A 26068-nucleotide genomic window follows, 5' to 3' on the forward strand; every position below is an offset into this window, starting at 1 on the left:
CGTATCCCTTAACCGCGTGGAGTCGCAGCGCTGGCAAGTTTGGGCGCGGTTTTGTCCGGCGCCACTTGTTCCAGGTTGCTGGCTTCAAGCGCTTGTCGTTGTTGGGCCAAGGCGGCGAGGGTTTCCTTGCTGGCCATCGGAATGGTTTCCGGGGCGACCGGCGAGCCGGGGCGCGCGCGTTGCAGGCCCTTGACGATAATGGTGTCGTCCTTGTTCAGGCCGCTGCGCACAATACGCAAGCCTTCGATCTTCGGCCCCAGCTCCACCGCGCGATAAGCCGGCTTGTCGCCTTCCATCACCAGCACGAACTTCTTGCCCAGGTCGGTACCCACGGCCTCGTCGTTGATCAGTACGGCGGAGTAGGTGCCGCTGCCGACCAGTTTCAGGCGTGCGTACAGGCCAGGGGTGTATTCGCCTTTGCTGTTATCGAACACGGCGCGGCCACGGATGGTGCCGGTGGCCGGGTTGACCTGGTTGTCGACAAAGTTCATCTGGCCCAGGTGCGGGTTGCCGGTTTCATTCGACAGGCCCAGGTACACCGGGGTGGTCGCCCCGCGACGGCCCTGGCGAGCCAGCTCGGTGTACTTGAGGTACACGCGCTCATCGGCGTCGAAGTAGGCGTAGACCTTGTCGGTGGAGACCACGCTGGTCAGCGTGGTGACATCGGCGGTCACCAGGTTGCCGGCGGTGATTTCGGCACGGCTGACGCGGCCGCTGATCGGCGAGGTCACGCGGGTAAAGCTCAGGTTCAGCTTGGCCAGGTCCAACTGCGCCTGGATCCCGGCGACAGCCGCGCGGGCTTCCTGGGCGGCGGTGGTGCGCGAGTCGGCCAGTTCGGCGGAGATCGCATTGCTCTGGCGCAGGCGCTCGCCGCGTTGGGCTTCGTTATCGCTGCGGGTGGCAGCGGCTTTGGTTTGCGCCAGTTGGGCTTCGAGGCGGCGCACTTCAGCCTGGAATGGACGCGGGTCGATCTGGAACAGCAGGTCGCCTTTCTTGACCAAAGCGCCTTCGGTGAAAGCGACTTGGTCAATCTGGCCAGAAACCCGTGGACGAATCTGTACGGTCTCAGGCGCTTCCAGGCGACCGGTGAACTCGTCCCACTCGTTGACCGGTTGTTCGAGTACCTTGGCCACGCTGACTTTCGCAGCAGGCATGGCGGCAGCTTGTTCCGGCGCCTTGCCGCACGCGCTCATCACTACCACGGCCAAAATCGCCAAGGGAAAGCGTAAGTGTTTGAGTGACTGTTCCATGAGGTGCATCCGCCAATGTATTTGAGATGGGCGGATCATGCGCGGCGAGGCGGTATGTCACGAATCGAATGAAGCAAAGGTAACTATCATTCGGAATGATATAAGCGCGTTGTCAGCCCTCTAGCATGCAGGTTTCATTAGGCAGCTATCAATGTGATTGATAGCAAAGGTGTGTTGCGCAGGCTGCAAGGAACTTATCCAGGCTTACGGTGTGCCCTCAGCCGTCAACTGCGCGGCGATCCGCTCTATCAGCAGGCGCACGCGCCGGGGCTGGACCCGCGAGGGCGGGTAGACGATGTTCAGTGCAGTGCCACCCAGGTCGTAGTCCTTGAGTACTTTGACCAAGCGCCCGGCATCGAGGTCGGCGCGCACATCCCACACCGATTTCAAGCACAGGCCATGGCCGGCCAGGCACCACTGCCGGACCAGCGCGCCGTCATTCGCCACGCGGCGGCCACTCACCAGGATGCGGTGTGTCTTGCCGTGCAGCTTGAAGGTCCATTCCCGCGCGATATTGATACCGAAGCGCATGACCAGGCATTCATGTCGGGTCAAGTCCTCGGGGTGTTGCGGGGTGCCATGCCGGGCCAGGTACAGCGGTGACGCACACACGACACGTCGGTTTTCACCGATCAACCGCGCATGCAGCGTGCTGTCGGCCAACGCGCCGAAGCGCACGGCGAAATCGATTCCCTGGCTGACGGGATCGACGTAGCCGTCGCTGAGATTCAGGTCGATGCTGACCTGCGGGTACTCCTGCATAAACTGCGCAAGGATCGGCTCGATGTATTGGCGGCCCAGGTCTTCCGGGGCGCTGAGGCGGATCGGCCCGGAAATTCTCTGGGTGCCCAGGCGAATGCTGCTGTGCAACTCATCCGCCTCCGCCAGCAGGCGCCGGGCGCCATCGACCAGCAGGCGGCCTTCATCCGTGAGGTTGATCGCGCGGGTGGTGCGGTTGAGCAGGCTGGCACTGTAGAAACTCTCCAACTGCGCCAGCCGTTCCGACACGGAGGCCGGGGATAAACCCAGTTCCCGGCCGGCCGCGGATAACCCGCCTTTCTCGACAATCAGCAAAAACAGCTCAAGGTTCTTCAGTAGCATTATTCGGTTTTTCCGAAAGTGATTTTTGATTTGCGCTCAATTATCAAAATAAACCTAAAGGCTTAGGGTTGCATCCGTGTTTATCCAACGGAGTGACGCTCATGTCATACGTGAACCTGCAACGGCGTACTTTCCTGGCCCAGGCGGGCGCCGGTGCCGCGGTACTAACCGCCGGATCGTTGCTCGGCACGGCCAACGCGGCCCCGGCGCCAACGGACGCTGCCCCAGCGGCAAGCGTACGCCAGGCCAAGGGCGGCTTCTGGCCGGGCAATACGCGCCTGGTGGTGTCGGTGTCGATGCAATTCGAAGCCGGCGGGCAACCGCTCAAGGGCACCGACAGCCCGTTTCCCCCTGTGGACTTTCCCGACAACGTGCCCGCCGACCCGGCCACCAATACCTGGTTCGCCTACGGCTACCGCGAAGGTATTCCCAGGCTGCTCGACCTCTGGGACCGGCATGGTGTCAAGGTCACCAGCCACATGATCGGGGACGCGGTAAAGCGCCACCCTGAATTGGCCCGCGAGATCGTCGCGCGCGGCCATGAAGCCTCCGGCCATGGCCCGCGCTGGAGTTCGCAATTTGCCATGAGCCGTGATGAAGAACGCACGTTCCTGCGCCAGGCCGCCCGCATGCTGCAAGACGTCACCGGCCAACCGGTCAGCGGCTACAACTGCAATTGGTTGCGCCGCGGCCCCAATACCTTGTCGTTGCTGCAAGAGCTGGGCTACGTCTATCACATCGATGATGTGAGCCGTGACGAGCCGTTTATCGAACAGGTCAACGGCAAGGACTTTGTGGTGGTGCCGTACACCTTGCGCAACAACGACATTGTCCTGATCGAAGGCCGCAACTACTCACCGTCGCAGTTCCTGGAACAGGTGAAGCTGGATTTCGACCAGCTGTACGAAGAGGCCGGCAGCCGGCGCCGCATGATGTCGATCAGTGCCCACGACCGCATCAGCGGTACGCCGCAAATGGTCAGGGTCTGGGATGAGTTCCTGCGCTACGCCAACAGCCACCCCGGCGTCGCCTTCATGCGCAAGGACGCGATCGCGCAATACACCCTCAAGAGTCCCCTCAGCGTCAGGGAAGGCGAGACGATTTGAACCGTCCCCCACACAAGGAAACTGCAGCATGAAACACTCAGCGATATCGCGCTTTGGCATTGTCACTACGCTCCTGGCCTCGTCGTTTTGCAGCGCGGCCATGGCGGCAACCCCCGAGCTGGTGAAGCCGGGCGTGCGGGTGATCGACAACAGCCTGTCGGCCGCACAGCGGGCCAGCATGGAAACGGCCGCCCTGCGCTATGACACCTTCTGGAATACCGGTGACGAACGCCTGGCGCTGCAAGCCCTGGCCGATGATTTCGTCGACAAAACCCCGCCGCCCGGTCGCCAACCCGGCCCGCAGGGCGCGTTGCTGGCGTCGCGGACCTTTCGCGGTGCGGTGCCGGACCTGCGTTGCGAGGTCGAACAGATGATCCTTGCCGGTGACCGGGTGGTGGTGCACCTGCATTTTCGCGGGCATTTCACCGGTACATTCGGCCAGATCAAGGGGGCCGGGCAACCGGTGGATTTTATCGCCACCGATATCTACCAGATCGAAAACGGCAAGATCGCCGCCAACTGGCACATCGAAGACAACCTGAGTGTGATGAAACAGCTGGGCGCGTTCTGACGCCTGAGAGGGGCAGGGCAGACACTTCGGGCCAGGTCGAAGCATCCTGGGGTGGCAATTCCCTATAGTTGGGGCTTCTATTATTGCAGTGTTGCCCCCTGAGGAAACTCCATGACTTCGTCTATCGATCCTGGCCTGTTGGGTATTTATGAAGCTTGGCACACCACCGTCTGTGCGGGCGACCTCGCGGCCACTGCAGCGCTGTACGCAGAACACGCGGTGTTCGAGACACCCCTGGTGCTGGCGATCTACCCCGACCACGGCAGCGGGGTACTGGTGGGGCGCGACGTGATCCAGCGGTTCATGGAAGACAGCAAGCGCAAGTTCCCCAGTGACTTGGCCGAGTGGTATCGCAGCGACAAAGCGTTCATCAATGGTCGCAACCTGACCTGGGAGTACCCGCGCAAGACGCCCAAAGGCGAACAGGTCGACCTGATGGAAATGATGGAGATCGAAAACGGTCTGATCACCTATCACCGCGTGTATTGGGGCTGGTACGGCGTGCGGTTGCTGGCGCCTGTCCTGGCCAAGGCGCATACGTTGTGACGCGGCGGGCGACGGTCGCCATCATTGGTGGCTCAGTCACCGGCGTTGCGGCCTTTATCAAGCTGGTGCGCACGGGCGTGGCGGGTTGCATCGAGATCATCGATCCCGAAGGGCTGGCGGATTCAATCGCCTTCACGGCCTCCCAGGACGCGCTGTTGTGCAATACCTCGGTGCAGACCATGTCGGTGCTGGACGACGACATGCATGACTTCCAGCACTACCTGCGGGCCCAAGGCATCGATGCCGGTGAACAGGCGTTTGTGCCGCGGGCCTGGGTGTCGGGCTACCTCAAACAGCGGTATGCCGAGTATCGCGACCTGGCCGAGGCCCGGGGCATAGAGCACCGGGTGGTGCGTGCGGCGGTGCGCCATATCAAGCCGGTCGCCCACGGTGAATACCGCTTGGAGTTGGAGGATGGCAGCCAGCGTTCAGCCTCGGCGGTGCTGGTATGCACCGGCAGCGCGGCGCCGTTTGTGCCGCCGCTGGTGACCCCGCACCTGGGCGCACCGGGGATTTTCGCGACGCCGTACCCGACCCGGTCGTGGTTGGCGAGCCTGACCCGGCCTTCGCGGGTATTGGTGCTGGGCAGTCGGTTGTCGGCCATCGATAGCGTGCTGCTGTTGTGCGGCGCGGGGCACCAGGTGCTGATGGCTTCGCCGTCCGGGCGTTTGCCGGGCGTGCGCACGGGCACTCCCCGACGGTGCACGGCGAGCCTGGATGAAGCGCGGTTTGCCCGACTGGACCTGGAAAGCCCCAAGCTGTACTGGCATTTGCTGCGCATCGTCGCGCGTTCAGCCAAGGCCATCAGTGGCCGCTCGTTGCGCGCGCAGATCGATCGCAGTGCCGAGCCTGTCCAGCGCCTGCGCGGTGAAATCGCCCTGGCCGAGGGGGGCGCGACAGACTGGCAAAACCTGCTGGTGCAGTGCATGGACCTGGCCGACATCAAGCTGCGCGCCGCGCCGCCGGCAGTCAGGCTGGCGGCGCTGCAAAACTGCTGGGAAGCGGTTGGGCGCTACCTGTTCGCGGTGCCGTTGCAGACCGCGACCACCCTGTTGCGCCTGATCGATCAAGGGCAGCTGCAATTGGCGCCCCAGTTGCCGACGACGCTGGAGTGGCAGGGCAGATGGCAGGCCCGTGACCGCCATGGGCATGTCGAGGTGGTCGATGCCGTGGTCTGCGCCACCGGCTTTCACAAGCAACCGTTCCATGCCACCCCGGACGGCCTGGCCCTGCACGTGACGCCCGCCACGCCCTGCACGCCCCCCGAGGTGTCAGCGCAATTGCAGGTCAGCTTGCCGGGCGCCGGGGCGCCGGAAAACATCTGGCTGCTGGGCGTGGCCTCCTACCTGGCGGCGCCGATGGTCAATTCGGTGTACCAATCGGTGCGTCAGGCGGGCGAGGTGGTGGTGATGCTCGGCGAGCACTTTTCATTAATGGACGAACAGGCAACCGAGGCAGTGGCATGAAAGTGTATGGCGACAGAGGTTCGAGCAATACCCGGCGTGTGCTGACCACGGCCGCTTACCTGGGGCTGGACGTGGAATTCGTGTTCCTCGACCTGTTCAGCGGCCAGAACCGTACGCCGGAGTACCTGGCGCTCAACCCGAACGGCACGATCCCGACCTTTGTCGACGGCGACGTGGTGCTGTTCGAGGCGTCGGCCATCATGATTTACCTGGCGGAACAGGCCGGTTCGTCGTTGTTGCCCTCGGGCAAGGCCAAGTACGAAACCCTCAAGTGGATGTTCTGGGCCGCCGAGCATTTTCGCCGCGGGCCCACGGTGCTGATCGAACAGCGTTTCATGGAGCGCCTGAAGGGGCATGCCGAAAACCCGACCCTGGTTGCGGAAGCCCTGCACGCCATCCACCGCTACACCGCCGTGCTCGAGGGGCACCTGAGTACCCGACGGTTTATGGTCGGCGATGGGCTGACCCTGGCCGACATCGACCTGGCGGCGCCCTTGAGCCATATCCCGCGTACCCAGGCGCCGTTCCTGGAGTACCCCCATGTGGCGGCCTGGTATGAGCGGATCAACGCGATTGCCGCCTGGCAGCAGAGCGGGGTTGCCCAGGAGCGCAGGATCCGCGAAATCGAAGGGCTGTTCAGCCCGCGGCGGGAGCCGGCATAAGCCTTTTGCGGGCCGGCGCCATCGCATGCAAGGGCGCCTCCAGATGCCGCAAGTGTTCAATCCCCAAATGCATTTTGAACGCGCGCCAGCCGGCGCCGGTGACGTGCACCGCGCGCGTGCCGGTGGTTCGCCTTAGCCAGCCCAGCTGGCAAAAGGTCTCCAGCAGATGGGCCCCAAGCGGGCCGGCGATGTGGTGCTCGCGTTCGGTCCAGTCCAGGCAACGACGGGCCTGGACGTGGTCCTGGAAGCACGGCTCGCCACTGTCCGGGTTAAGCGATTGCAGCCATTCAATGCCGCGCAGCGTCAGCACATATTCGCGTTCGTTGCGATCGAGGATGTAGCCACGGTCGAGCATGCCCTGGGTCACCGCAACGCCGACCTGGCCGGCCAGGTGATCGTAGCAGCAACGGGCAAAGCGCAGCTCATGGGCGGCACGGTTGGGCAGGCTGCGCCAGGTACTGGTCTGCGGCGACACCGCCGCCAGGCTTTCCAATACATGGGATACATCAGGGCCGGCCAACTGATAGAAGCGGTTGCGGCCCTTGGTCTCGACCGTGAGCAAACCGCCATCGAGCAACTTCGCCAGGTGTGAACTGGCTGTCTGCGGTGTCACCCCAGCAGCATCGGCCAGGGCACTGGCGGACATGGAACTGCCATCGGCCAGGGTGATGAGGATCACGGCGCGTACAGGCTCGGCGATCAGGTAGGCGATGGATGAAATTTTGGGCTGGGTCATTCCATTGAACTCCGCGCTTTGCCAGGTGATGTCGGGTTTCAGGATGACATAAACACTAACACTTCGACACAGCCCGAAGCGTTTCAATTGAAAAGCTGCTTATAGTCAAAGCGCCATTATGGATAGGAAAGACGGGGTTATGGAACTCAACACGCGCTACCAACGACAGGTACTGATCGCCACCAGCCTCAGCTATGTGGTCGTCATTCTGGATACCTCCATCGTCAACGTGGCACTGGAGTCCATCTCCCAGACGTTCGGCTCGGATATCACCGGCCTGCAATGGGTGATCAACGCTTACACCCTGACTTTTGCCAGCCTGCTGCTGACGGGCGGCTTGCTCGGCGACCGCTACGGAGCAAAGAAAATCTACGCCGTCGGCCTCGGCCTGTTTGCGCTGGCCTCGGGCTTATGCGGGCTGGCCAACGATCTGCCTGAACTGGTGGGCGCACGCGTCCTGCAAGGGGTAGGGGCCGCGCTGCTGGTGCCATGCTCCTTGATGCTGATCAACAGCGCCTACCCACAGACCCACCAGCGTGCCAGTGCCATCGGCGTGTGGGCAGGCTGCGGTGGTATTGCCATGGCGGCCGGCCCCTTGGTAGGTGGGGTGCTGATCGAACTGTTCGGCTGGCGCAGTATTTTCCTGATCAACGTGCCGATTGCCCTGGTCGGCGTCTGGCTGACGTCGCGCATCCCATCTTCAGCGCCCCTGGCGCCCAACCGCCACTTGGATGTCACGGGGCAAATCACCGCCATTATTGCGCTGGCGACCTCGGTGGCCGTGCTGATCGAAGGGGCCAAACTGGGGTGGAATTCCGAGTGGGTCTACGTCGGGGTGTTTGTCGCGTGTATCGCCTGGTGCGCATTCCTGGTGACCGAGAGCCGGCACAAGGACCCGATGCTGCCGCTGCATTACTTCCGTAACCCGGTGTTTTCCGGGGCAACGTTCCTGTCGCTGGTCTCGGCCCTGGTGTTCTACGGGTTGTTTTTCCTGCTCAGCCTGTACTTCCAGACCGACCGGGGCTGGTCACCGTTGGAGACGGGCCTGGCGTTCCTGCCATTGACCGCCATGGTCACCCTCGGCAGCTTCACCTGCGGCCGGTTGACCCGGGCCTATGGCGCCCGCGCCGTGCTGTGTGCGGGGTTCGGCCTGTACACCCTGGGGTTTATCGGCCTGTTCGCGTTGGCCGTCGATGCGCCGTACTGGCGCATCGCGCTGTGTTACCCGGCGGTGGGGTTCGGTGCGGGGATCATTACGCCGGCCGCCACCTCCGTGCTCATGAGTGTGGTTGATCGTGCCAAGGCCGGGGTGGCCGCAGGCACGCTCAATGCCAGTCGACAAAGTGGTTCAGCCTTTGGCGTGGCGATCTTCGGGGCCCTGCTGACCTCGATCGAACCGCGTAGCGATGCCATCTACCTCGCTGTCAGCGTTGCGATCGGCTTGTCATTGCTGGCCATGATGCTGTCCGCCCTGGTGCTCAAGGTGCCAGCTGCGCACCCCGTGAAAAACTGATGCGTTTGCATTTGTAAAACCATTGCCCAGCACGCCTTCGTGAATGCCGCGAGGCGCCGCTGCACCTGAAAAACATCATCACTAGGGATAATGATCATGAATGTGCTCTCTGCGGCAGCCGTTGTAGATATAGCGGGAATCGGCATTGGCCCGGCTAATTTGAGCCTGGCGGCGCTGGCCCAGCCCAAACCCGGCCTCACCGCGACGTTTTTCGAGCGCAGCAGCGAATTTCAATGGCATGCGGGGATGATGGTGCCCGACGCCATGTTGCAGGTGCACTACCTCAAGGACCTGGTCAGCCTGGTGGACCCGTCCAATCCACTGTCGTTCCTCGCCTACCTGGCCAAGCAAAAACAGTTGTTGAGCTTTATCAACGCCAATTTCGATCAAGTGCTGCGCCGCGAATTCAACCAGTACTACCGCTGGGCCTGTACCCAACTGCCCAACCTGCATTTCAACAGCGAAGTGCGCTCGGTGGAGTTCGAGAACGGGCTGTTCCTGCTCAAGGGCGATACCTGGGTCCAGCCGGCGCGCAACCTGGTGCTGGGCACCGGGCAACAGCCTTCGATCCCGGCATTCGCGCGCCCACACCTGGGCGACACGCTGTTTCATTCCTCCCAGTACATGACCCGCAAGCGCAGCCTGAAAGACAAACGCGTGGTGGTGATCGGCGGCGGCCAGACCGGCGCCGAGATCATTCAGCACCTGCTGTCCGACACCAGCGCGCTACCGGCCAGCGTGACCTGGGTGTCGCGGCGCTGGAATTTCTCGCCGCTGGATGAGTCGCCCTTTACCAACGAGCTGTATACCCCGCAATACAGCGACCACTTCTTTGCCCAACCCGAGGCCGTGCGCCAGTCGCTGCTGGTCGAACAGAAACTGGCGAGCGACGGCATCTCCCAATCGTTGTTGCAATCGATTTACCGCCGCCTGTACGAGCTCAAGCACGTGCTGCATCACCCTTGCAAAATCCGCTTGTTGCCGGGTCGCGAGTTGACCGCAGTCCAGCAGCGACCCCATCACTGGAGCCTGTCGCTGGTGCATGGGCACAGCCATGTGCAGGAAGAGCTGAGTGCCGACATGGCGGTGCTGTGCACCGGGTACGCCTACCAGATGCCGGAATGCCTGGGGGCGATCGAGCCACGCATCACCCGGCGCAATGGCGAATACGTGTTCAACCAGGACTACTCCGTGCAGTGGGACGGCCCGCAGGGGACGGCCATCTACGTGCAAAACGCCGCGCGCAGCCAGAAAGGCATCGCCGACCCGAACCTGGGCCTGATTCCCTGGCGCTGCGCAAACATCCTCAACAGCGTCAGCGGGCAAGCCCTGTACGACCTGGACGAACCCGAGGCGTTCGTCCAATGGGGCCCCAGCGCTGCCTTCGACGAGGTCAGCGACGCGCGTTTCGATCGCCTGACCGCCCTCGCCAACTAGACCCAGGAGCCCGGCCATGGAGCCCATCACACTACCGCCCAACGGCAACGCCCCGGTCATTCGCGAAACCAAGGAACCGGTGGCGCTGCAAGGCGTGCACCTGTACCTGCACCACTTTTCCGGCAAATTGGTCAACGCCCCGATCCAGTCCTCGCGTTTCACCATCGATCCCGACTGCGCAACGGATGAAGACAGGCACGCAGTCAACGAGATCTGGTTTATCAGCGGCGGCGACCTCAACGTGTTCTACGACGGTACCTGGCACGCGGTAAAAAATGGCGACAGTTTGTATTTTGCCCCCTGGCGCCCACATTTAGCGCGCAACACCGGCACCGCGCAGGTCCAGGTGTTTTCGGTGTGGTGGGCATGAGCATGCAGCAGGATTTCGACCTGGTGATTGTCGGCGGCGGCATTATCGGCGCCTGGGCCTTGCACCACGCGGTACAGCGTTACCCGCACTGGCGGATTCTGTTGATCGACCGCTACCGCATCGGCGATGGGGCGACCTCGCACTCGGCGGGGGTGCTGCTGGCCACCGGGCGCTCGGCACGCGAACGGCGCCTGGCCGGGGAGAGTGCCGGGCTGTACCGCGCGCTGCGTGATCGGTTGGGCATCCGCACCAGCCAGGCACCGGTGTACTGGCTGGCGGATCGCAGCCTGACGCCCGAGATTCAGCAGGCCGTGGTCGAGGCCACGGTGGAGCCCGCCGACCTGTCGGCCGCCGACCTCGGTGAACGCCTGGGCGCGCCGCTCACGGTGGGCACGGGCGAGTGCCTGTTGCGCGGCGGCACCGCCGAAAGCTATGAGCCGCCTTGGGTGGCACGGTTGCTGATCAGCCAGAGCCTGGCCAGCGCCCAGGTGCGCTGCATCGAGGGCGTGGGGGTGCAGCGTATCGATGCGCAGGGCAGCGGTTCGCGTATCACCCTGGCCGATGGCGCCAGCGTGCGCGCCCGACGCACCCTGGTTGCCACCGGGCCATGGGTCAGCGAGTCGCCGTTTGGCGCACTCGCTACCGAGCACGGGCTACGGGTCAAGAAGGTGGTGGCCTTGCATATCGATGGCGTACCGCCGGCGAATGCCGCGGCGTTGTTCCTGCCGCAATCGGATGCGTACCTGATGCCACTGGCCGCTCGCAACCAATGGCTGTTCAGCTTTCGTTGTGATGAATGGGATGTGGCGCCGCGCAAGCACGCGCTGGAAATCACTCCCCACGACCGGGACGTCGCCAACCGCACGCTGGCGCACTACCTGCCGGCGTTGGTGGCGCGGTGTCGCGGCGGCCGGGTGTTCTGCGACAGCTACAGCCCCAGCGGCGAATCGCGGGTGAGCTTCGACCCGGTGCACCACCTGGTATTTGCCGGTGCCGGCAGTGGTGCGGGTTTCCGCCTGGCACCCGGCATTGCCCGCGAGGCCCTCGATTTGATCGTGGCTCATCGGCCCGATACGGCGGCCATCGCCGAACCCACACTTTCCGCTGCCTCGATGGATTGAAAAGATGACTGCTATCACCGCGCAAAAATTCTTCCTGATGCCGATTCCTCCCACGCCCAACGGCAGGTTGCACCTGGGCCACATTGCCGGTCCTTACTTGCGCATGGACATGCTCGGGCGCTACCTGCGCACCCAGGGGCACAGTGTCGATGTGGTCTCGGCGGTAGACGGCTTCGACTCCTACGTCCTGTGGAAAGGCGTGCAGGAGCTGCGCGAGCCCGAAGAGGTGGTGCGTGACTACCACGGGCAGATCGCCAACGACCTGCGCGCGCTGGATGTCGAGGTCGATGACTTCCTCGACCTGGTGCAAGGCCCGTACGCCGCGCAGCATGCAGACAATGCCCGGCGCACGGTCGAGCGCCTGGTGGCGTTGGGCGTGACCGAAACCGTGGTCGAACGTGTGCTGTATTGCCCGCATACCCGTCGCTACATGGCCGGCGCCTGGCTGGTGGGGCAGTGCCCGTATTGCCAGGCCGGGGCTGGCGGCTACTTCTGTGAAGCCTGCGGTGCCTTGTTCCGCCCGGAAACCATGCTCAATCCCCAGCCGCGCATGGGCGACAGCCCGTTGCAGTGGGTCGAGGTCGAAAGTCTGTTCCTGAAAGTGGCCCACCCCGACCAGTTGCTGCGGCGCATGGCGGCGTCCGGTGCGCCGGCGTCGATCATCGAGGTGATCGCGCGCTTCCTGGAACGCGAAAATGGCCGCGTGCGGCTGACTGCACCCGGCGACTGGGGTGTGGCCTGGAGCCCGGATCGTTTTGACAACCCACGCGTGTTGTTCGAGTCCGGCTGGGAATACGCACTGACCTGCGCCGACCGTGCCCGCGAGCACTCCCCGGAGCACGGCCACTCCATGCTGCGCAGCAGCGAGGTGACCACGCTGGTCAGCTTTGGTATCGATAACGCGGTGTTGCTGCTGGCGGGCAGCGTGGCGGTGATGGATGCCCTGCAGGATCACCAGTCGTTTGACTACGTGTTGACCAACTACTTCTACAACCTGCAAGGCGCGAAGTTTTCCACCAGCCGCCTGCATGTGGTCTGGGCCGCCGATATCGTCGAAAAAACCCCGGCCACCAGCGATGGCGTGCGTTATTTCCTCTGCCGCGAAAGCCCCGAACTGGGCGAAACCAATTTCGCCGTGGAGGAGTTTGTCGAGGTGGTCAATGTGGACCTGGCCGGTGCCCTCGACCGGCGTGTCGACCTGGCCCTCGGCAGCCTCGATCAGGCCCGGTTGCAGTCCATCGAGCCAGACTTGTTGCCGGGCCTCGAAATGGCCGTTGCGCGCCTGGGCCAGGCGTTCCGGCTCGACGCTGTCTCGGTGCGCGACGCCTGGGAGGTGTTGCACCAGTGGATGCAACGGCCGGACCTGGACGTGACACAGCCTGGGCACGCTTACTTGTGGCTCAAGGGCCTGGCGTACCTGGCCGCGCCGATCATGCCGCGCCTGGCCGAGCACCTGTGGCACCGCCTGGGCCATGACGGTTTGCCGGTGGTCCAGGCGCTGTATGCCGCCTCGCTGCCGAGGCCGGAGACCGTGGCGCGCCCGCGCTTTGCGGCCTTGTCCCCGCTGGCGCTGGCGCCATGCTTGCCGGCCAGCGTGGTGCTGGCGGGTGCATCCAGCGATGCATGAATACGCTGACGTCATCGTGATCGGTGCCGGCACCACCGGTACCAGCGCCGCCTGGCACCTGGCGCGCGCCGGCGCGTCGGTACGGCTGCTGGACAAAGGCGCGATTGCCAGTGGCTCGTCGGGTGCGTCGCCGGGGATCGTGCGCGAGTATTACGCCGACCCTGTCCTCAGCCAACTGGCGGCACGGGGCGTGCGGGCCTATCGCGATTGGCGGCAGCACTATCCCGGCACTTGCGGCTACCAGCGCACGGGGTTCTTGACCGGTATTCCCGCCCGCGAACAAGCGGCCACCCAGGCCAACGTCGAGCATTTGCGCGCGACGGGCGCGGCGCTTGAGTGGTTGTCTGCCGAGCAAATGCAGGCGCAGGTGCCTGACCTGATTATCGACGGCCTGGCGGGCGCGGTGTTCGAGCCCGACGCGGGCTATTGCGATCCGCGCCTGACCGCGCGCAGTTTTGCAGCCGGTGCACTGGACCTCGGCGCGGTGATCGACGAGGGGCGGGCGGCACGACGGATCGTGCGCCAGGCCGGGCGCGCCATCGGCGTGCAGACCGACACCGGCTTTATCGCCTGCGCCCATGTGGTCAATGCCGCCGGGCCGTGGGCTGCCACCCTGGCTGACGATTGCCAGGCGCCATTGCCGATCCACGCCACCCGGCAAAGCGTCGGCATTGTCCAGGTGGAGGGCGTTGACTCGCCGATGCCAGGCTATTGCGACCGGGAGGCGGGCTTCTACCTGCGCCCGGACCAGCCCGGCAGCTATTTCATCGGCTCGCTGATTGCCGCCGAAGGCGCAGTGATCGACCCGGATAGCTTCGACCGCAGCTTCTGCGACGCCAACGTGCTGGCCTACCGCGACCGCGCCGCCCTGCGCTTGAAGCGCCTGACCGGCGCACGGGCCACCGGCCGCCGCGTGTCGTTCTTCGACAACACACCGGATGGCAACCCGATTGTCGGCCCCGACCCTCGGGTGCCGGGGCTGTTCGTCGCGGCGGGGTTATGTGGGCATGGCTTCAAGTTTGCGCCGTTGTTTGGGCAGGCGATTGCGCAGTGGGTATTGCAGGGCGAGATGCCGGCGCAGATGGGGGTGTTTGCGGTAGAGCGATTTCTCGGGAGCGTTCAGTCAACCTAGTTGATCCTGACGTCCGAGCCGGCGATCAGCCGGTGTCGACGATTCGACAAGGCCGAATGCCTGTAAGGACTGTTAGGACTGTAAGGAATGTAACTGTGGCGAGCGGGCTTGCCCCGCGTTGGGCTGCGCAGCAGCCCCAAAACCAGGCCCCGCGGTGTGTCAGTTAAAAACACATCGCCTGGAATGGGGCCGCTTCGCGCCCCAACGCGGGGCAAGCCCGCTCGCCACAACAAGCCCACTGGCCACAACACGAGCGCTCGCCACAACGGCCCTATCTACCGGGGGGCTCAGCCGCGCGCTTCATTTCGAATGAAGGTGCGAAACACGTGATCCCACAGCGGCGAAGAGACCCCGAAGTTCTTCTCGATACCTTTGCGATGGTGCAGATCGTGATTGGCGATCAGCCCTGGAATGAACCGATAAGCCCAATGGTTGGGGCGGTGCATCACGTAGTGCACCGAGATGTAATAGAAATAGCCCACCACCGCACCGACGAATACCGAGGTCAGTTGCCCATACCAGGCCAGCAGTAACAGGACCGTCAGCGCCGAACTGGTTTTCCAGCTGGATACACCGATAAAGGCGAGCACATCGACATGGTGGGTCCAATGCTCGTGGCGATACAGCGAGTGGAACAGAAAACGGTGTACCCCATATTCCACCAACGTCCATCCCAACAACCCGGCAAGCGCCAGGCCGGGATCAAACGGTGCGAGGTAAAGTGCGAGGATCACGAACAGCGGAACGCTGAAAAAGTCGAGGTAGTACGCGACCGATGACATCAGCCATTTGTTTGATGCAGCCATGCGCAGGGTGTCCTTGAATGCCCGATAAGGGGCGGGCGTGCTGTCCGTAGGGGCGCTGAATGTACCCGAAGGTGTGTGCCGTTTGAATGCGCGGCCGCAAATAAATCCTCCCATCCACACCGCGCAAAGCGGCCGAAGCGCTGTTGGTGGCGCAACACCGGTTCAATAAACTGTGCGATTTCACGGGCTCTACGCTTCGCGCGAATGGGGGTAACCCGTTGAATCTACGAGGCTTATGCTTTGGCATGATTTGTGTTGTCAGTGGGTTGGCACTGACCCGACAACGGGAGGGTTAACCCTCACCTTTCATAAGAAACCACACCCATGCACATCCCCTTCAAGCGCACGTTAATCGCCGGCCTGCTGGCCATCGGCACATTTGGCGGGCTGTTGCCTGCCGTGGCCCAGGCGGCCAATGATCAACAGTTCATCCCGTTGGCGACCTATCGGGTCGGCGCCTACGCCTCCAGCGGCATTCCGTGGTGGGCGGGGGAGATTGACTACTTTCGCTACATCAACGAGGTCGAGGGCGGTGTGAACGGCGTCAAGCTGGTCTGGCAGGAGTGCGAGACCGAGTGGAAGACCGATCGCATCATCGAATGCTACGAGCGCTACAAGGCCGGCCTGGACGGCGCGCCCACCGGCTTCTTCTTCACCCATAGCACGCCGGCGTCCTATGCGCTGATGGACCGTGCCGCCGTCGACCATATCCCGTTGATCGATGGCGCCGGCGGGCGTACCGAGTCGACCGATGGCCGCGTGTTCCCCTATGCCTTCCCGTTGCTGCTCAACTACTACGGCCAGGCGTCGGTGGGCATCAACTACATCGCCCAGCGTGAGGGGGGGCTGGACAAGCTCAAGGGCAAGAAGATCGTGACGGTCTACCACGACTCCGCCTATGGCCGTGAAACCCAGGCCGCCATGCAATTGCTCGCAGAAAAGTACGGCTTCGAGAACATCCAGATCCCGGTGGCCGACCCTGGCAATGAACAGTCCACCCAATGGCGGCAAGTGCGCCAGATCAATCCGGACTGGGTCTTCCTGCGTACCTGGGGCGTATCCACGCCGGTCGGTATCAAGACTGCCGTACGTTTCGGCATCCCGGTGGATCGCCTGATCGGGGATGTCTGGGCCGGCTCCGAAGCCGACGTGATTCCCGCGGGCACCGCTGCCAAAGGCTACCAGGCACTGGCGCCGTTCCCGGGTGGCGACACCTTTGAAATTCACCGCAGGCTCAAGCAGTTCATCCTTGATCCGGGCAAAAGCAACCTCAAGGACCCCAGTTACTTCGGCAAGGTCTACTACAACATCGGCCTGATCAACGCCGCCATTGCGGTCGAGGCGTTGCGCACCGGCCAGGCCAAGTTCGGCCACCGTGGGTTGAACGGCGAAGAAACGCGCTGGGCCTTCGAGCACCTGGACATCGACGCAGCGCGCATCAAAGCGTTGGGGCTCGAAGGGTTGCTGGCGCCGTTGAAACTGTCCTGCGCCGACCATGAAGGCGGCGGCGCGGCGCGGGTGCAGCAGTGGGACGGGCAAAAGTGGGTGTTGGTGACCGACTGGGTCCAGGCCGACCGCGCCACCTTGCGTCCGTTGATCGAAGCCAAATCCGCTGCGTATGCCCAGGAAAAAGGCATCGCAGCGCGTGACTGCGCGGCCGAGTAGGCCACCGGCTCAGGCGGCGGAGGCCGCCACGCTGCCAGGGATGGCGGCAATCAATTCACGGGTGTAATCGCTGCCCGGCCGGTTGAAGATCTGTTCCACCGTTCCCTGTTCGACCACCTTGCCATTGCGCAGTACCAGTACCTCATGCGCAAAGTTGGCCACCACCGACAAGTCGTGGGACACCAGCACATAGGCAATCCCCATTTCCCGCTGCAGCTCTTCGAGCAGGTCGAGGATGTGCGCCTGCACCGACACATCGAGGGCGCTGACCGGCTCGTCGAGCAGCAACAGGTCCGGCTTCAACGCCAGCGCACGGGCGATCGCGACACGCTGGCACTGGCCACCGGACAGCTCGCGCGGCAGGCGATCGAGGAAGCTGACCGGCAGGTGCACGCGACCGATCAGCTCGCGCGCCGCGTGTTCCAGCGCCGCCCCCTTGAGCCTTCCGAACGACACCAGGGGTTCGACAATACTGTCAAACACCGTGAAGCGTGGGTCGAGCGCGGCGAACGGGTTTTGCTGGACCAGTTGCAGGCGTTGACGCAGCGGGCGGAACTCGCGCCAGCTCAGGGTGGTGACGTCTTGCTGCTCGAACCAGACCTGGCCCTGGGTGGGTTTCTCCAGGCCCAGGGCGATGCGCAATGCGGTGCTCTTGCCTGAGCCGGATTCGCCGACGATAGCCAGGGTCTGGCCGGGGTAGACCTGCAGGCTGAGGTCTTGCAGGGCCACGAAGGTGGGGTCTTCGCCCTTCACCTTGGGCAGGCTGAAGGTCTTGCCGACGTTGTGCAGGCGCAGGATCGGTGCGTGCGTTGCATCGGACCTGGCGTGTGGCTCTCGGCGCCTGGCGAACGCGGGAGCGGCGGCGATCAGCGCGCGGGTGTAGTCGTGGCGCGGGTTCGCCAGTATCTGCCGGGGCGGGCCCTGTTCGACCACTTCGCCTTGCTTCATCACCAGGATGCGATCGGCGCGGTCGATGGCCACCCCCAGGTCATGGGTGATGATCAGCAGGGAAATGCCCCGTTCACTGACCAGCCGTTGCAGGTGGTCGAGAATCTTGCGTTGTACGGTGACGTCGAGGGCGCTGGTGGGCTCGTCGGCAATGATCAGGCGGGGGTTGCCGGCCAGGGCGATGGCGATCAGCACGCGCTGGCGCATGCCGCCGGAGAGTTCATGGGGGTACTGGCGGGCCCGCAGGACCGGCTTGTCGATACCCACCTGTTGCAGCAGCTCGACAATATCGGCATCGACGCCGGGGTAGCGCTTGCCCTTGGCCAGGATCAGCGCCTCGGCGATTTGCTGGCCGATGCGCAGGGTCGGGTTGAGGCTGACCATCGGGTCCTGGGGCACCAGCCCGACGGTGCGCCCACGCTGCAAGCGTTTCTGGCGTTCGCTGGCATGGGACAGGTCGTTGCCGCCCACCCACAGTTGACCCGCGCTGATCTGCGCGTGGTCGGGCAGCAGGCCGAGAATCGCGTTGGCCAGGGTTGATTTGCCCGAGCCCGACTCGCCGACAATCGCGACGGTTTCGCCCTGGGCCATCGACAATGACAGGCGTTGTACCGCCAGCAGGGTCTGGCCGCCGGAGCGGTAGCCGACACTGAGTTGGCGCACATCGATCAACAGGTTGTTATCGGCGGTCATCGCTGGATCTCCTCGAAGGTGCGGGCGATATGGTTGAGGCTGAACACCACGGCCACCAGGAACAGGCCTGGCAGCAACGAGACCCACGGAGCGGTGATCAGGAAGTGCCGACCGTTGGCGATCAAGGTGCCCCATTCCGCTGCCGGTGGCGCAGCACCGAAACCGAGAAAGCTCAAGCCCGCTGTCGCCAGGATCGCGGCGCCGAAATCCAGGGTGGCGAGCACCGCCACCGGGCCCCACGCGTTCGGCAGGATGTGCCGCAGCAAGGTGCGCCGCCAGCTGGCGCCGCCCAGGCGCGCGGCTTCGACGTAGGGCAAGGTCTTGACGCGCAGCACTTCGGCGCGGGTGGTGCGGGCGAACCCCGGAATGATGCCGACGCCCACGGCGATGGCCACCGGCACGGTACCGAAGCCGATAGCGGTGACGATCGCCAGGGCCAGCAGCAGGCCGGGCAGGGCCAGCAAGACATCGATAAAACGCATGAGCACCGCATCGATGCGACCGCCGGCAAAGCCGGACAGGATGCCGAGCCCCAGCCCGCCGACCAGGGCGATCCCAACCGCGAGGAACGCCGCCAGCACCGACAGGCTGGCGCCGTAGACCACGCGGGTGTAGAGGTCGCGCCCCAGTTCATCGGTGCCGAACCAGTGGCCCAGGCTGGGCGCGCTGAGTTTGGCGGCCGGTGCGGTGGCGTAGGGGTCGAAACTGCTCAGCAATGACGGCGACACCGCCGCGACCAGGGCAAACAGCACCACCAGCAGCGCCAGGCTGAAACCGGGACGGCGCAGCAGGGGCAGCACCGCCGAGGCGGCGCGTTGCAGTCGGCTGCGACGGCGCCAGAGGGGGGGAGCCAGGGTGGTTGGCGCAAGACGCCGGTCAATCGTGGTCATGGTCTAGGACACCTTTGGCGTATGGGAGATGCGCGGGTCGAGCCAGGGATAGAGCAGGTCGACCAGCAGGTTCACCAGCACAAATGCCGCCGCCGAGACGGCAACGATGGCCAGCACCACTGGAATGTCCTGGCGCAGCACCGCTTCCTGCGCCAGGCGGCCGATGCCGGAGCGGGCAAAGATGGTTTCCACCAGCACCGCGCCGGACACCGTATTGCCCACTTGCAGCCCGATCAGGGTGAGAATCGGCAGGGCCGCGTTGCGAAAGCCGTGACGCGCCTGCACCTGGCCACGGCTCAAGCCCTTGGCATAGGCCGTGACGATGTAGGGCTCCTGCCACACCCCTTGGAAACTGCGTTGCAACACCTGGGCGTACACCGCCGCGCTGGGGATCGCCAGGGTGATCGCCGGCAGCACCAGGCTTTCAACCCCACGGCTGCCGGTGGCGGGAAACCAGCCGAGGCCGAACGCGAATACCTGGATCAGCAGCAGGCCCATCCAGAACACCGGCACTGAAAAGCCCAGCGACGGCAACCGGGTCAACGCGATTTTTAACGGCCGCCAGCGCAGGTACGCAGTCAGGTAGGCCAGGCCGACACCGCCGAGCAGCGACAACACAATCGCCAGCCCGGCCAGGGACAAGGTCTGCGGCAATCGTTCGGCGAGCAGCTCGGCCACCGGTCGATTCAGCGACAGCGACTGGCCGAAGTCACCGTGCAGCGCGCCGAGCAGCAGGTTGAAATACTGCTCGAACACGCCCTGGTCGAGGCCGTAATAAGCGCGGGCCTTGGCCAGGTCTTCGACCGACAGCGCGTCGGCCTCCATGCCCGAGGCGCTGAGCATGATGGACAGGGTGTCGCCCGGCAGCAGGTACAAAATGAAATAGGTGATGCTATAGGCGCCCCAGAGCACCAGCAGCGCCTGGCCAATCCGGCCGATCAGGTAACGGCTCATGGCGTACCGACCTCGATATCACCCAGCAATGCGAAGCCCTCGGCAGTCCAGCGAAAGTGTTTCACCCGTGGCGAGGTCGCTGCCTGCCACACGCGTTCATACACCGGGAACGCCGAACCCTCATCGATCAACAGGTCTTGCAAATCGCCATAGGCCGTGGCGCGTTGTGCGCCCTGGGTGGCGGTGATGCCGGCATCGAACAGGCCCTTGGCGGTGTCCAGCACGGCCGGCTCATAGAGGTTGGTGGCCAGGGTCGAGCTGTTGGCGGTGCGCGGATCGAGGATGGTTTGCAGGATGATCGGATCAGCACGGGTCATATAGTTGATGGTCAGGTCATAGTTGCCGGCGGTGTTGTTGGCGACCCATTCGGCGCGGGTGACCACGCTGAGTTTGAGCTCGATGCCGACCTTGCGCAGCTGATCCTGGATCAACACATCGCCGGCGGTTTCTGCCGGGCTGATGTTGTAGCTCAGGCTCAGGCGCTTGCCGTTTTTCTGCCGATAACCGTCCGCGCCCTTGGCCCAGCCGGCTTGATCCAGCAGGCGCTCGGCGGCGGCCGGGTCGTAGACCAGTTTGGCGCCCTGGCTCTTGAAGTAGGGCGTGGTCACATCGAAGATGCCGTCCACCACCGGGAACGCGGCGTTGTACACCGTGCTTGCGTAGCTCTTGCGGTCGATGGCTTTCTGTACGGCCAGGCGCACCTGTTTGTCGGCCAAGGCACGCCCGCCACGGGTATTGGGGTACAGGTTCAGCGCCGGGCCCGGCAGCGAGCGGCTTTGAATGGTTGCGCCCCTGGACTGGAACAGTTTCAGGTCCACCTCGGAGAACGGGTTGCGCGGCCACAGAATGTCGGCCTTGCCTTGCAGGAACAGGCCGTTGCGCACGCTTTCCTCGGGGATATAGCTGATGTCCACCGCGTCCAGGTGGGCCTCGCCCTGGTTCTTCATATTGGCCGACGCCCAGGCGTAACCCTTGCGCTTGGTCAGGTGCGCGCCGACTTCCGGGGTATAGCTGGCCAGGATGAACGGGCCGGTGCCGATGATCTTGCCCAACGAGCGTTCCTTGGCGCTGAGCGCATAGGAGGCCGGGGCAAGGATCGACAGGTTGGTGGTGGATGTGGCCTGCAGGAAGCCCGCATTCGGCTTGGCGAGCACCAGCTTGACGGTGAAGTCGTCGACCACTTCGGCGTGATCGAACCCCGCCAGGTAAGTGGCGCCGAAGGTGGCCGGCAACTCGGTGGCCAGCGCCTTGTTGCTGTCGAAGGCCGTCTTGACCGCCTGGGCATCGAAGCGCTCGCCGTTGCTGAAGGTGACGTTATCGCGCAGGTGGAAGGTGTAGGTGAGGGCGTCGTCGCTCACTTCCCAGCTTTTGGCCAGCCAGGGAATGATCGTGCCGGTTTCCGGGTCCTGGTCGGTCAGCGACTCGGCGACATTGCGCAGCAACACCCGGTGTTCAAGCCAGTAGACCTGGAACGGATCGACGCTGACCAGGGTGGTGTTGTCGCCGAAAAAGGCGATGTTGAGGGTCTTGCCGGCCTGGGTGTCGTTACCCGACGGTGAGCAAGCGGCAAGGCTTAACGCCAATGTGCAGGGGGCCAGCAGACGGCTCATCAAGTTGGAGGTATTCAATGGAGTGCCCTCAGGTGGCGATTGCGGTGTATGCAAGGGGTGGGTCAGAAGTCGTAGGCCAGCTTGGTGTACCAGTAGCCGCCGCCCGGATAGAACGGCGGGTTGCCATAGGGCGCCAGGCCCAGGTTGCTGTAGACGGCGTGCCGGTCGGGGCGCACGTCGAAGATATTGGTGCCGCCGACGCTGACGGTCAGGTGGTCGACGAAGGTGTAGCTGACGTCCAGGTCGGTGATCCATTTGGCGCCGAAGCTGCGGTCGCCCGTGGGGTTCACCGCCAGGGTCTTGACCGCGCCATAGCGGCTGGTTTGCAGGTTGACCGCCAGGTCCGCGACCTTCCAGTTGGCGCCGAGGATCCATTTGGTCTTGGGCGACGCTTCGGTGAGGTCGCCCTCGCGGTCGCGGCCCACCAGGGTCACGCCGGAATTGGCGAGGGCGGCGGGTGTACCGCGACTGTCTTCAATGGTGGTCTTGTTCCAGTTGAAGCCCAGGCTCCAGCGCACATCGCCCCAGGCATCCAGCGGCGTGGTGTGGTCGGCAACGATGTCCAGGCCGCGGGTGCGGGTGTCGAAGGCGTTGGTGTAGTAGTTGACCCAGGTACCGGTGGGCACACCCTGGGCGGCGAGGATGGCATTGATGGCGCCATTGCCCTGGTCGTAGATATTGCTGGTCAGGGCGATGCGGTCATCAATGTCGATCAGGTAGGCATCGGCGGTGATGCTGGTGCGTGGCGCTGGCTGCCAGGTCAGGCCCAGCCCCAGGTTGCGCGATTTCTCCGGCTTGAGGTCGTCGCCACCCAACGCCTTGGCCAGGTTGCTGCCGGAAGGGGTCAAGCGGGTCACGGCGGGCACCACGTTACCGTTCACATCGGTGGCCACTCGGTTGTCTGCCACCGTGTAGCCGATCTGCGTCAGGGACGGCGCACGAAAGCCGGTGCCGACCGTACCGCGTACCGCCACCGTGTCGGTCAGCTCGTAGCGTGAGTTCACCTTCAGCCCGAAGGTATTGCCAGAGTCATCGTCGTAATGTTCGACACGGCCGGCCACGTCGAGGAACCAGCGTTCGGTCAGGTCAAAGCCCAGGTCGAGGTAACCGGCGTAGTTATTGCGGATCAGGCTGACTTCATCCTCCGGGCGAATCGTGACGGCCGCCTGCGCCCCCGACGCCGCCGGGTAAGTGCCGGTGATATAGGCCTCGGGATCTCCGGCGAAGGTGCTGAAATGTTCCCAGCGGTGTTCCAGGCCGGCGGACACCTGCACAGGCGAGGTCAGGTTGAACAGGCTGTCGTAGCGGCGAGTGATGTCCAGGTTGTTGACCCACTGCTCAAAGCGAAAGGTCGCCAGGTTGTCGAACCGCGTCGGTGAGGCGGTGCCCAGCGACGGGTTGATATTCAGGTCGCTGGAGTGGTGGACGTTGTTGCGCCCATAAGTGGTGCTCAGGTCCCAGTTCCACTCGGCCACTTGCCCCTTGCCGCCAAACAGCAGTTGGTAGTCGCGGTCCTTGATGTTGTTCAGCGGGTAGTAACCGTCCGGAAATACCTCGGGCACCGCGGCCCTGCCGGTGGGCAGGCGAAAGTAGTTGGCGGCCTCGGCGTCACGCTCGCCATAGGTGGAGAAGGAGTACAGCGTCAGGTCTTCCAGGGGCAATTCGGCGTTGTAGGCCAGGTTGAATGCCTTGAGGTCAGGGTCGCCGTTCTTGATCGCCACCCGGTTCCAGGCGGCTTCCTTGGCGGGGTCGCTGAACGCCCTGACCGTGCTGTCGGCCTTGTCGTTCCAGGCGGCGGTCCCGCGTTTGCGGGCATCGGCGGAGAAGTGGAAAAAGCCGCGTTCGCCGAGCTTGAACCCCTCGTCGCCCGCCACCTTGATGGTTTCGCCCTGGCCGGAAAACAACTGGCCGTAACTGGTCTCCAGGTGGCCGCCGCTGTTGTCTTTCTTGAGGATCACGTTGATCACGCCCGCCACCGCATCCGAGCCGTACTGGGCGGCAGCGCTGTCTTTGAGTACCTCGATATGGTCGACGGCGCTGACCGGGATCAGGTCGATGTCCACCGCGTTCGCGCCGCTGTTATCGATCGAACCGCGCTGGCCGGTCGCGCCGTTGTGCCGGCGCTTGCCGTTGACCAGCACCAGGGTGTAGGCGGGGCCCAGGCTGCGGTTGCTGAGGGGGCGGGTCACTGAGTTGTAGCCGGCAATGTTGGTGCCGAAGTTGAACGAGGGCAGCAGCTTGGCAATGGCCTCGGACAGTTCGGCGCGGCCGGTCTTGAGCAGTTGTTCGCTGTTGATCACGTCAATCGGTGCCGGGCTGTCGGCCACGGTGCGCTGTTGGCCGCGCATGCCGGTGGAAATCACCGTGACCGTGCCCAGTTGGGCGTCATCCGTCGTGGTCTCGGCGAAGGAGGGCGCGCTGGCCAGCAGCAACGAGCTGGTCAAGAGTGACAGGTGGAACTTGTTGAGGGGGAGCGGGGCGGTGATGTCTGGCATGTTGGAAAGGTCCATGTAAGCCTGCTGAAGGCTCCTGGTGGTCGTGGGGGTACGTCCTCCGCCAGGCATGGGGTCGGTCTGTGATGTGAAGGTATTACTATAAGAAACGGGAGTGAAAGTCTTTTTTGGAATAAGCTAATTATTAGATATTGTTATCTTAATAATTTATAAGATCATCTATTTTTATTATGTTGCCCGTGAGCGGCTCAACGCTGCGCAAAGTCCTCGGTGCACGCTCCATAGGCCCCAGCATCGCGGGCCCCCTCGGCTTGCATATGCCGCAGATAGATAATATGTTAACGGAATAACTAAAAAGAATCAGTGGGAGGGGGGTATGCCTGCCTTGCTTCACGCTTGCGATGCATTCGCCAACTGGAACCGCGACTTGCGTGCAGTCTGCGGTAACTTCAACACGACGCTGTCAAACCAGCACAGCCTGTTTATCGGCAGTGTCCATGGCCAGGATGTCTGCGGCCTGGGGGTGGCGCATATCCGTACCAACGCAGGGTTGATCAGCCGCCAGCGCACCTCGGGGGACGGGGACGATGATCGCTACTGCTTTCTGATTCTCCAGGGTGCGGGCCATCAGCGCATTCGCCAGCAAAACCGGGTGATCGAGTTGGGGCCAGACGACATTGCCCTGGTCGACTCGGCGCAGGCATTTGAGATCGAACCCCAGGGCCTGGTGCACAACATCTCGATCCATCTGTCACGTGACGAAGTCAGCCACCAGCTTCGCCCCGAACAGTTGTTCGGCAAGCTTGCGCGCAATAGCGTCGCCACTCACATGATTCGCACGTTGGCGCGCTCGCTGGGGGATGTGGAGTTGCGCAAGGACGAGGGTGGCCGCAGCGATGGCCCGGCACTGGCGCAAGCATTGATCGGCTTGGCCGCCGCCGGCCTGCGCGAGCGTGACGAACGCCAGCCCGGTTTTGCCTGCGTGGGCCAGGATGATATTTACGGACTGGCCACGCGACTGGTGGAAACCTCACTGCAAGAGACGGAACTGGGCCCTGAATACCTGGCCCGACACTTGAACGTCTCGGTGCGCCAGCTTTACCGGCTGTTTGAGCAACGCCACGAGAGTATCTCCCGCTACATCCAGCAACGCCGCTTGGAACGGGTGGCGCAAGACCTGTGCGCGCAAGACCTGCGCCATGAATCAATCACCCAGATCGCGTTTAAATGGGGGTTTGTCGACGCGGCGCATTTCAGTCGCGTCTTCAAGCGCCATTTCCAGCATGCCCCTCGGGACTATCGCCAACACGCCCTATAAATGCCGGCCTGGCAGGGAATGCCAAGCGGTTTGGCAGACTCAGTCAAGTCCTTGGGCGTGGCAGGCACTCTAATAAGATTGCCTGGGCTGGGG

22 protein-coding genes are annotated in these 26068 nt (G+C 63.7%); 13 read left to right on the forward strand and 9 right to left on the reverse strand.

The genetic code is table 11. The features are described 5' to 3' along the window. Positions 1-8: 8 nt before the first annotated feature. The gene (gene mexE, locus QU606_RS18045; protein ID WP_024075318.1) at positions 9-1250 is read right to left on the reverse strand and encodes a multidrug efflux RND transporter periplasmic adaptor subunit MexE; all 1242 of its coding nucleotides are present in this window, start codon (positions 1248-1250) and stop codon (positions 9-11) included. Positions 1251-1454: 204 nt separating this feature from the next. Continuing rightward, positions 1455-2351, reverse strand: a complete 897-nt coding sequence (locus QU606_RS18050) for a LysR family transcriptional regulator (RefSeq protein WP_304997275.1) — start codon at positions 2349-2351, stop codon at positions 1455-1457. Between the two features lie 101 nt (positions 2352-2452). Here QU606_RS18050 and QU606_RS18055 point away from each other — a divergent pair, with 101 nt between their 5' ends. The 5 genes from QU606_RS18055 (at position 2453) to QU606_RS18075 (ending at position 6702) form a co-directional block, all read left to right on the forward strand. Beyond that, complete coding sequence (locus QU606_RS18055) at positions 2453-3457, forward strand: polysaccharide deacetylase family protein (RefSeq protein WP_304997276.1); 1005 nt, start codon at positions 2453-2455, stop codon at positions 3455-3457. A gap of 28 nt (positions 3458-3485) precedes the next feature. After that, positions 3486-4028 (forward strand): ester cyclase, encoded by a 543-nt coding sequence (locus QU606_RS18060; RefSeq protein ID WP_024075321.1) that lies wholly within the window; start codon positions 3486-3488, stop codon positions 4026-4028. A gap of 111 nt (positions 4029-4139) precedes the next feature. Further along, on the forward strand, positions 4140-4574 hold the full coding sequence (locus QU606_RS18065; RefSeq protein WP_024075322.1) for a nuclear transport factor 2 family protein: 435 nt from the start codon (positions 4140-4142) through the stop codon (positions 4572-4574). Then, complete coding sequence (locus QU606_RS18070; RefSeq protein ID WP_304997277.1) at positions 4571-6040, forward strand: FAD/NAD(P)-binding protein; 1470 nt, start codon at positions 4571-4573, stop codon at positions 6038-6040. The genes QU606_RS18065 and QU606_RS18070 overlap by 4 nt, the downstream gene beginning before the upstream one ends. After that, entirely contained in the window at positions 6037-6702 is a 666-nt protein-coding gene (locus tag QU606_RS18075) for a glutathione S-transferase family protein (protein WP_024075324.1), read from the forward strand. Before QU606_RS18070 ends, QU606_RS18075 begins: the two co-directional genes overlap by 4 nt. On the opposite strand, the gene QU606_RS18080 is transcribed toward QU606_RS18075, so the two are convergent. After that, entirely contained in the window at positions 6677-7438 is a 762-nt protein-coding gene (locus QU606_RS18080) for a helix-turn-helix transcriptional regulator (protein ID WP_024075325.1), read from the reverse strand. The two genes, QU606_RS18075 and QU606_RS18080, sit on opposite strands and share 26 nt — an antisense overlap. Positions 7439-7577: 139 nt before the next feature. Here QU606_RS18080 and QU606_RS18085 point away from each other — a divergent pair, with 139 nt between their 5' ends. The 6 genes from QU606_RS18085 (at position 7578) to QU606_RS18110 (ending at position 14638) form a co-directional block, all read left to right on the forward strand. Continuing rightward, complete coding sequence (locus tag QU606_RS18085) at positions 7578-8951, forward strand: MFS transporter (RefSeq protein WP_102623838.1); 1374 nt, start codon at positions 7578-7580, stop codon at positions 8949-8951. 96 nt (positions 8952-9047) lie between these two features. Then, positions 9048-10388, forward strand: a complete 1341-nt coding sequence (locus QU606_RS18090) for a lysine N(6)-hydroxylase/L-ornithine N(5)-oxygenase family protein (protein ID WP_304997278.1) — start codon at positions 9048-9050, stop codon at positions 10386-10388. A gap of 16 nt (positions 10389-10404) precedes the next feature. Then, positions 10405-10758: a cupin domain-containing protein gene (locus QU606_RS18095; protein ID WP_150053779.1), complete on the forward strand. Its 354-nt coding sequence runs from the start codon at positions 10405-10407 to the stop codon at positions 10756-10758. Then, positions 10755-11879, forward strand: coding sequence for an FAD-binding oxidoreductase (locus QU606_RS18100; RefSeq protein WP_227496877.1), 1125 nt, complete (start codon positions 10755-10757; stop codon positions 11877-11879). The genes QU606_RS18095 and QU606_RS18100 overlap by 4 nt, the downstream gene beginning before the upstream one ends. Before the next feature lie 4 nt (positions 11880-11883). After that, a complete protein-coding gene (locus QU606_RS18105; protein ID WP_304997279.1) occupies positions 11884-13506 on the forward strand; it encodes a methionine--tRNA ligase in 1623 nt (540 codons plus the stop codon). Then, positions 13499-14638, forward strand: coding sequence for an FAD-binding oxidoreductase (locus QU606_RS18110; protein ID WP_102623836.1), 1140 nt, complete (start codon positions 13499-13501; stop codon positions 14636-14638). The genes QU606_RS18105 and QU606_RS18110 overlap by 8 nt, the downstream gene beginning before the upstream one ends. A 287-nt stretch (positions 14639-14925) precedes the next feature. Here the strand turns inward: QU606_RS18110 and QU606_RS18115 are convergent, their stop codons facing one another. Then, positions 14926-15444, reverse strand: coding sequence for a sterol desaturase family protein (locus QU606_RS18115; RefSeq protein WP_304997280.1), 519 nt, complete (start codon positions 15442-15444; stop codon positions 14926-14928). Between the two features lie 324 nt (positions 15445-15768). On the opposite strand from QU606_RS18115, the gene QU606_RS18120 reads away from it, so the two are divergent. Continuing rightward, positions 15769-17109: an ABC transporter substrate-binding protein gene (locus QU606_RS18120; RefSeq protein WP_173903842.1), complete on the forward strand. Its 1341-nt coding sequence runs from the start codon at positions 15769-15771 to the stop codon at positions 17107-17109. Positions 17110-17118: 9 nt separating this feature from the next. Here the strand turns inward: QU606_RS18120 and QU606_RS18125 are convergent, their stop codons facing one another. The 5 genes from QU606_RS18125 to QU606_RS18145 form a co-directional block, all read right to left on the reverse strand. Further along, entirely contained in the window at positions 17119-18750 is a 1632-nt protein-coding gene (locus tag QU606_RS18125; RefSeq protein WP_168233213.1) for an ABC transporter ATP-binding protein, read from the reverse strand. Further along, positions 18747-19640 (reverse strand): ABC transporter permease, encoded by an 894-nt coding sequence (locus QU606_RS18130; protein ID WP_150055360.1) that lies wholly within the window; start codon positions 19638-19640, stop codon positions 18747-18749. The genes QU606_RS18125 and QU606_RS18130 overlap by 4 nt, the downstream gene beginning before the upstream one ends. Positions 19641-19643: 3 nt before the next feature. Beyond that, positions 19644-20594 (reverse strand): ABC transporter permease, encoded by a 951-nt coding sequence (locus QU606_RS18135; RefSeq protein ID WP_024075335.1) that lies wholly within the window; start codon positions 20592-20594, stop codon positions 19644-19646. Next, a complete protein-coding gene (locus QU606_RS18140; RefSeq protein WP_193690700.1) occupies positions 20591-22204 on the reverse strand; it encodes an ABC transporter substrate-binding protein in 1614 nt (537 codons plus the stop codon). Before QU606_RS18140 ends, QU606_RS18135 begins: the two co-directional genes overlap by 4 nt. A gap of 62 nt (positions 22205-22266) precedes the next feature. Further along, a complete protein-coding gene (locus QU606_RS18145; RefSeq protein WP_168233236.1) occupies positions 22267-24699 on the reverse strand; it encodes a TonB-dependent siderophore receptor in 2433 nt (810 codons plus the stop codon). A 334-nt stretch (positions 24700-25033) separates the two neighbouring features. Between QU606_RS18145 and feaR the strand changes: the two genes are divergently transcribed. Continuing rightward, entirely contained in the window at positions 25034-25975 is a 942-nt protein-coding gene (gene feaR / locus QU606_RS18150; protein ID WP_024075338.1) for a transcriptional regulator FeaR, read from the forward strand. Positions 25976-26068: the final 93 nt, after the last annotated feature.

This window comes from Pseudomonas sp. OVF7 (genome assembly GCF_030644265.1).
Lineage (GTDB): Bacteria > Pseudomonadota > Gammaproteobacteria > Pseudomonadales > Pseudomonadaceae > Aquipseudomonas > Aquipseudomonas gorinensis.

Coding starts and splice junctions, on each gene's coding strand:
- QU606_RS18145 (WP_168233236.1), bottom strand. CDS start 24,699: ATGCCAGACATCACCGCCCCGCTCCCCCTCAACAAGTTCCACCTGTCA.
- QU606_RS18140 (WP_193690700.1), bottom strand. CDS start 22,204: ATGAGCCGTCTGCTGGCCCCCTGCACATTGGCGTTAAGCCTTGCCGCT.
- QU606_RS18090 (WP_304997278.1), top strand. CDS start 9,048: ATGAATGTGCTCTCTGCGGCAGCCGTTGTAGATATAGCGGGAATCGGC.
- QU606_RS18105 (WP_304997279.1), top strand. CDS start 11,884: ATGACTGCTATCACCGCGCAAAAATTCTTCCTGATGCCGATTCCTCCC.
- QU606_RS18085 (WP_102623838.1), top strand. CDS start 7,578: ATGGAACTCAACACGCGCTACCAACGACAGGTACTGATCGCCACCAGC.
- QU606_RS18100 (WP_227496877.1), top strand. CDS start 10,755: ATGAGCATGCAGCAGGATTTCGACCTGGTGATTGTCGGCGGCGGCATT.
- QU606_RS18125 (WP_168233213.1), bottom strand. CDS start 18,750: ATGACCGCCGATAACAACCTGTTGATCGATGTGCGCCAACTCAGTGTC.
- QU606_RS18050 (WP_304997275.1), bottom strand. CDS start 2,351: ATGCTACTGAAGAACCTTGAGCTGTTTTTGCTGATTGTCGAGAAAGGC.
- QU606_RS18065 (WP_024075322.1), top strand. CDS start 4,140: ATGACTTCGTCTATCGATCCTGGCCTGTTGGGTATTTATGAAGCTTGG.
- QU606_RS18120 (WP_173903842.1), top strand. CDS start 15,769: ATGCACATCCCCTTCAAGCGCACGTTAATCGCCGGCCTGCTGGCCATC.
- feaR (WP_024075338.1), top strand. CDS start 25,034: ATGCCTGCCTTGCTTCACGCTTGCGATGCATTCGCCAACTGGAACCGC.
- QU606_RS18060 (WP_024075321.1), top strand. CDS start 3,486: ATGAAACACTCAGCGATATCGCGCTTTGGCATTGTCACTACGCTCCTG.
- QU606_RS18110 (WP_102623836.1), top strand. CDS start 13,499: ATGCATGAATACGCTGACGTCATCGTGATCGGTGCCGGCACCACCGGT.
- QU606_RS18095 (WP_150053779.1), top strand. CDS start 10,405: ATGGAGCCCATCACACTACCGCCCAACGGCAACGCCCCGGTCATTCGC.
- QU606_RS18135 (WP_024075335.1), bottom strand. CDS start 20,594: ATGAGCCGTTACCTGATCGGCCGGATTGGCCAGGCGCTGCTGGTGCTC.
- QU606_RS18130 (WP_150055360.1), bottom strand. CDS start 19,640: ATGACCACGATTGACCGGCGTCTTGCGCCAACCACCCTGGCTCCCCCC.
- QU606_RS18055 (WP_304997276.1), top strand. CDS start 2,453: ATGTCATACGTGAACCTGCAACGGCGTACTTTCCTGGCCCAGGCGGGC.
- QU606_RS18115 (WP_304997280.1), bottom strand. CDS start 15,444: ATGGCTGCATCAAACAAATGGCTGATGTCATCGGTCGCGTACTACCTC.
- mexE (WP_024075318.1), bottom strand. CDS start 1,250: ATGGAACAGTCACTCAAACACTTACGCTTTCCCTTGGCGATTTTGGCC.
- QU606_RS18075 (WP_024075324.1), top strand. CDS start 6,037: ATGAAAGTGTATGGCGACAGAGGTTCGAGCAATACCCGGCGTGTGCTG.
- QU606_RS18080 (WP_024075325.1), bottom strand. CDS start 7,438: ATGACCCAGCCCAAAATTTCATCCATCGCCTACCTGATCGCCGAGCCT.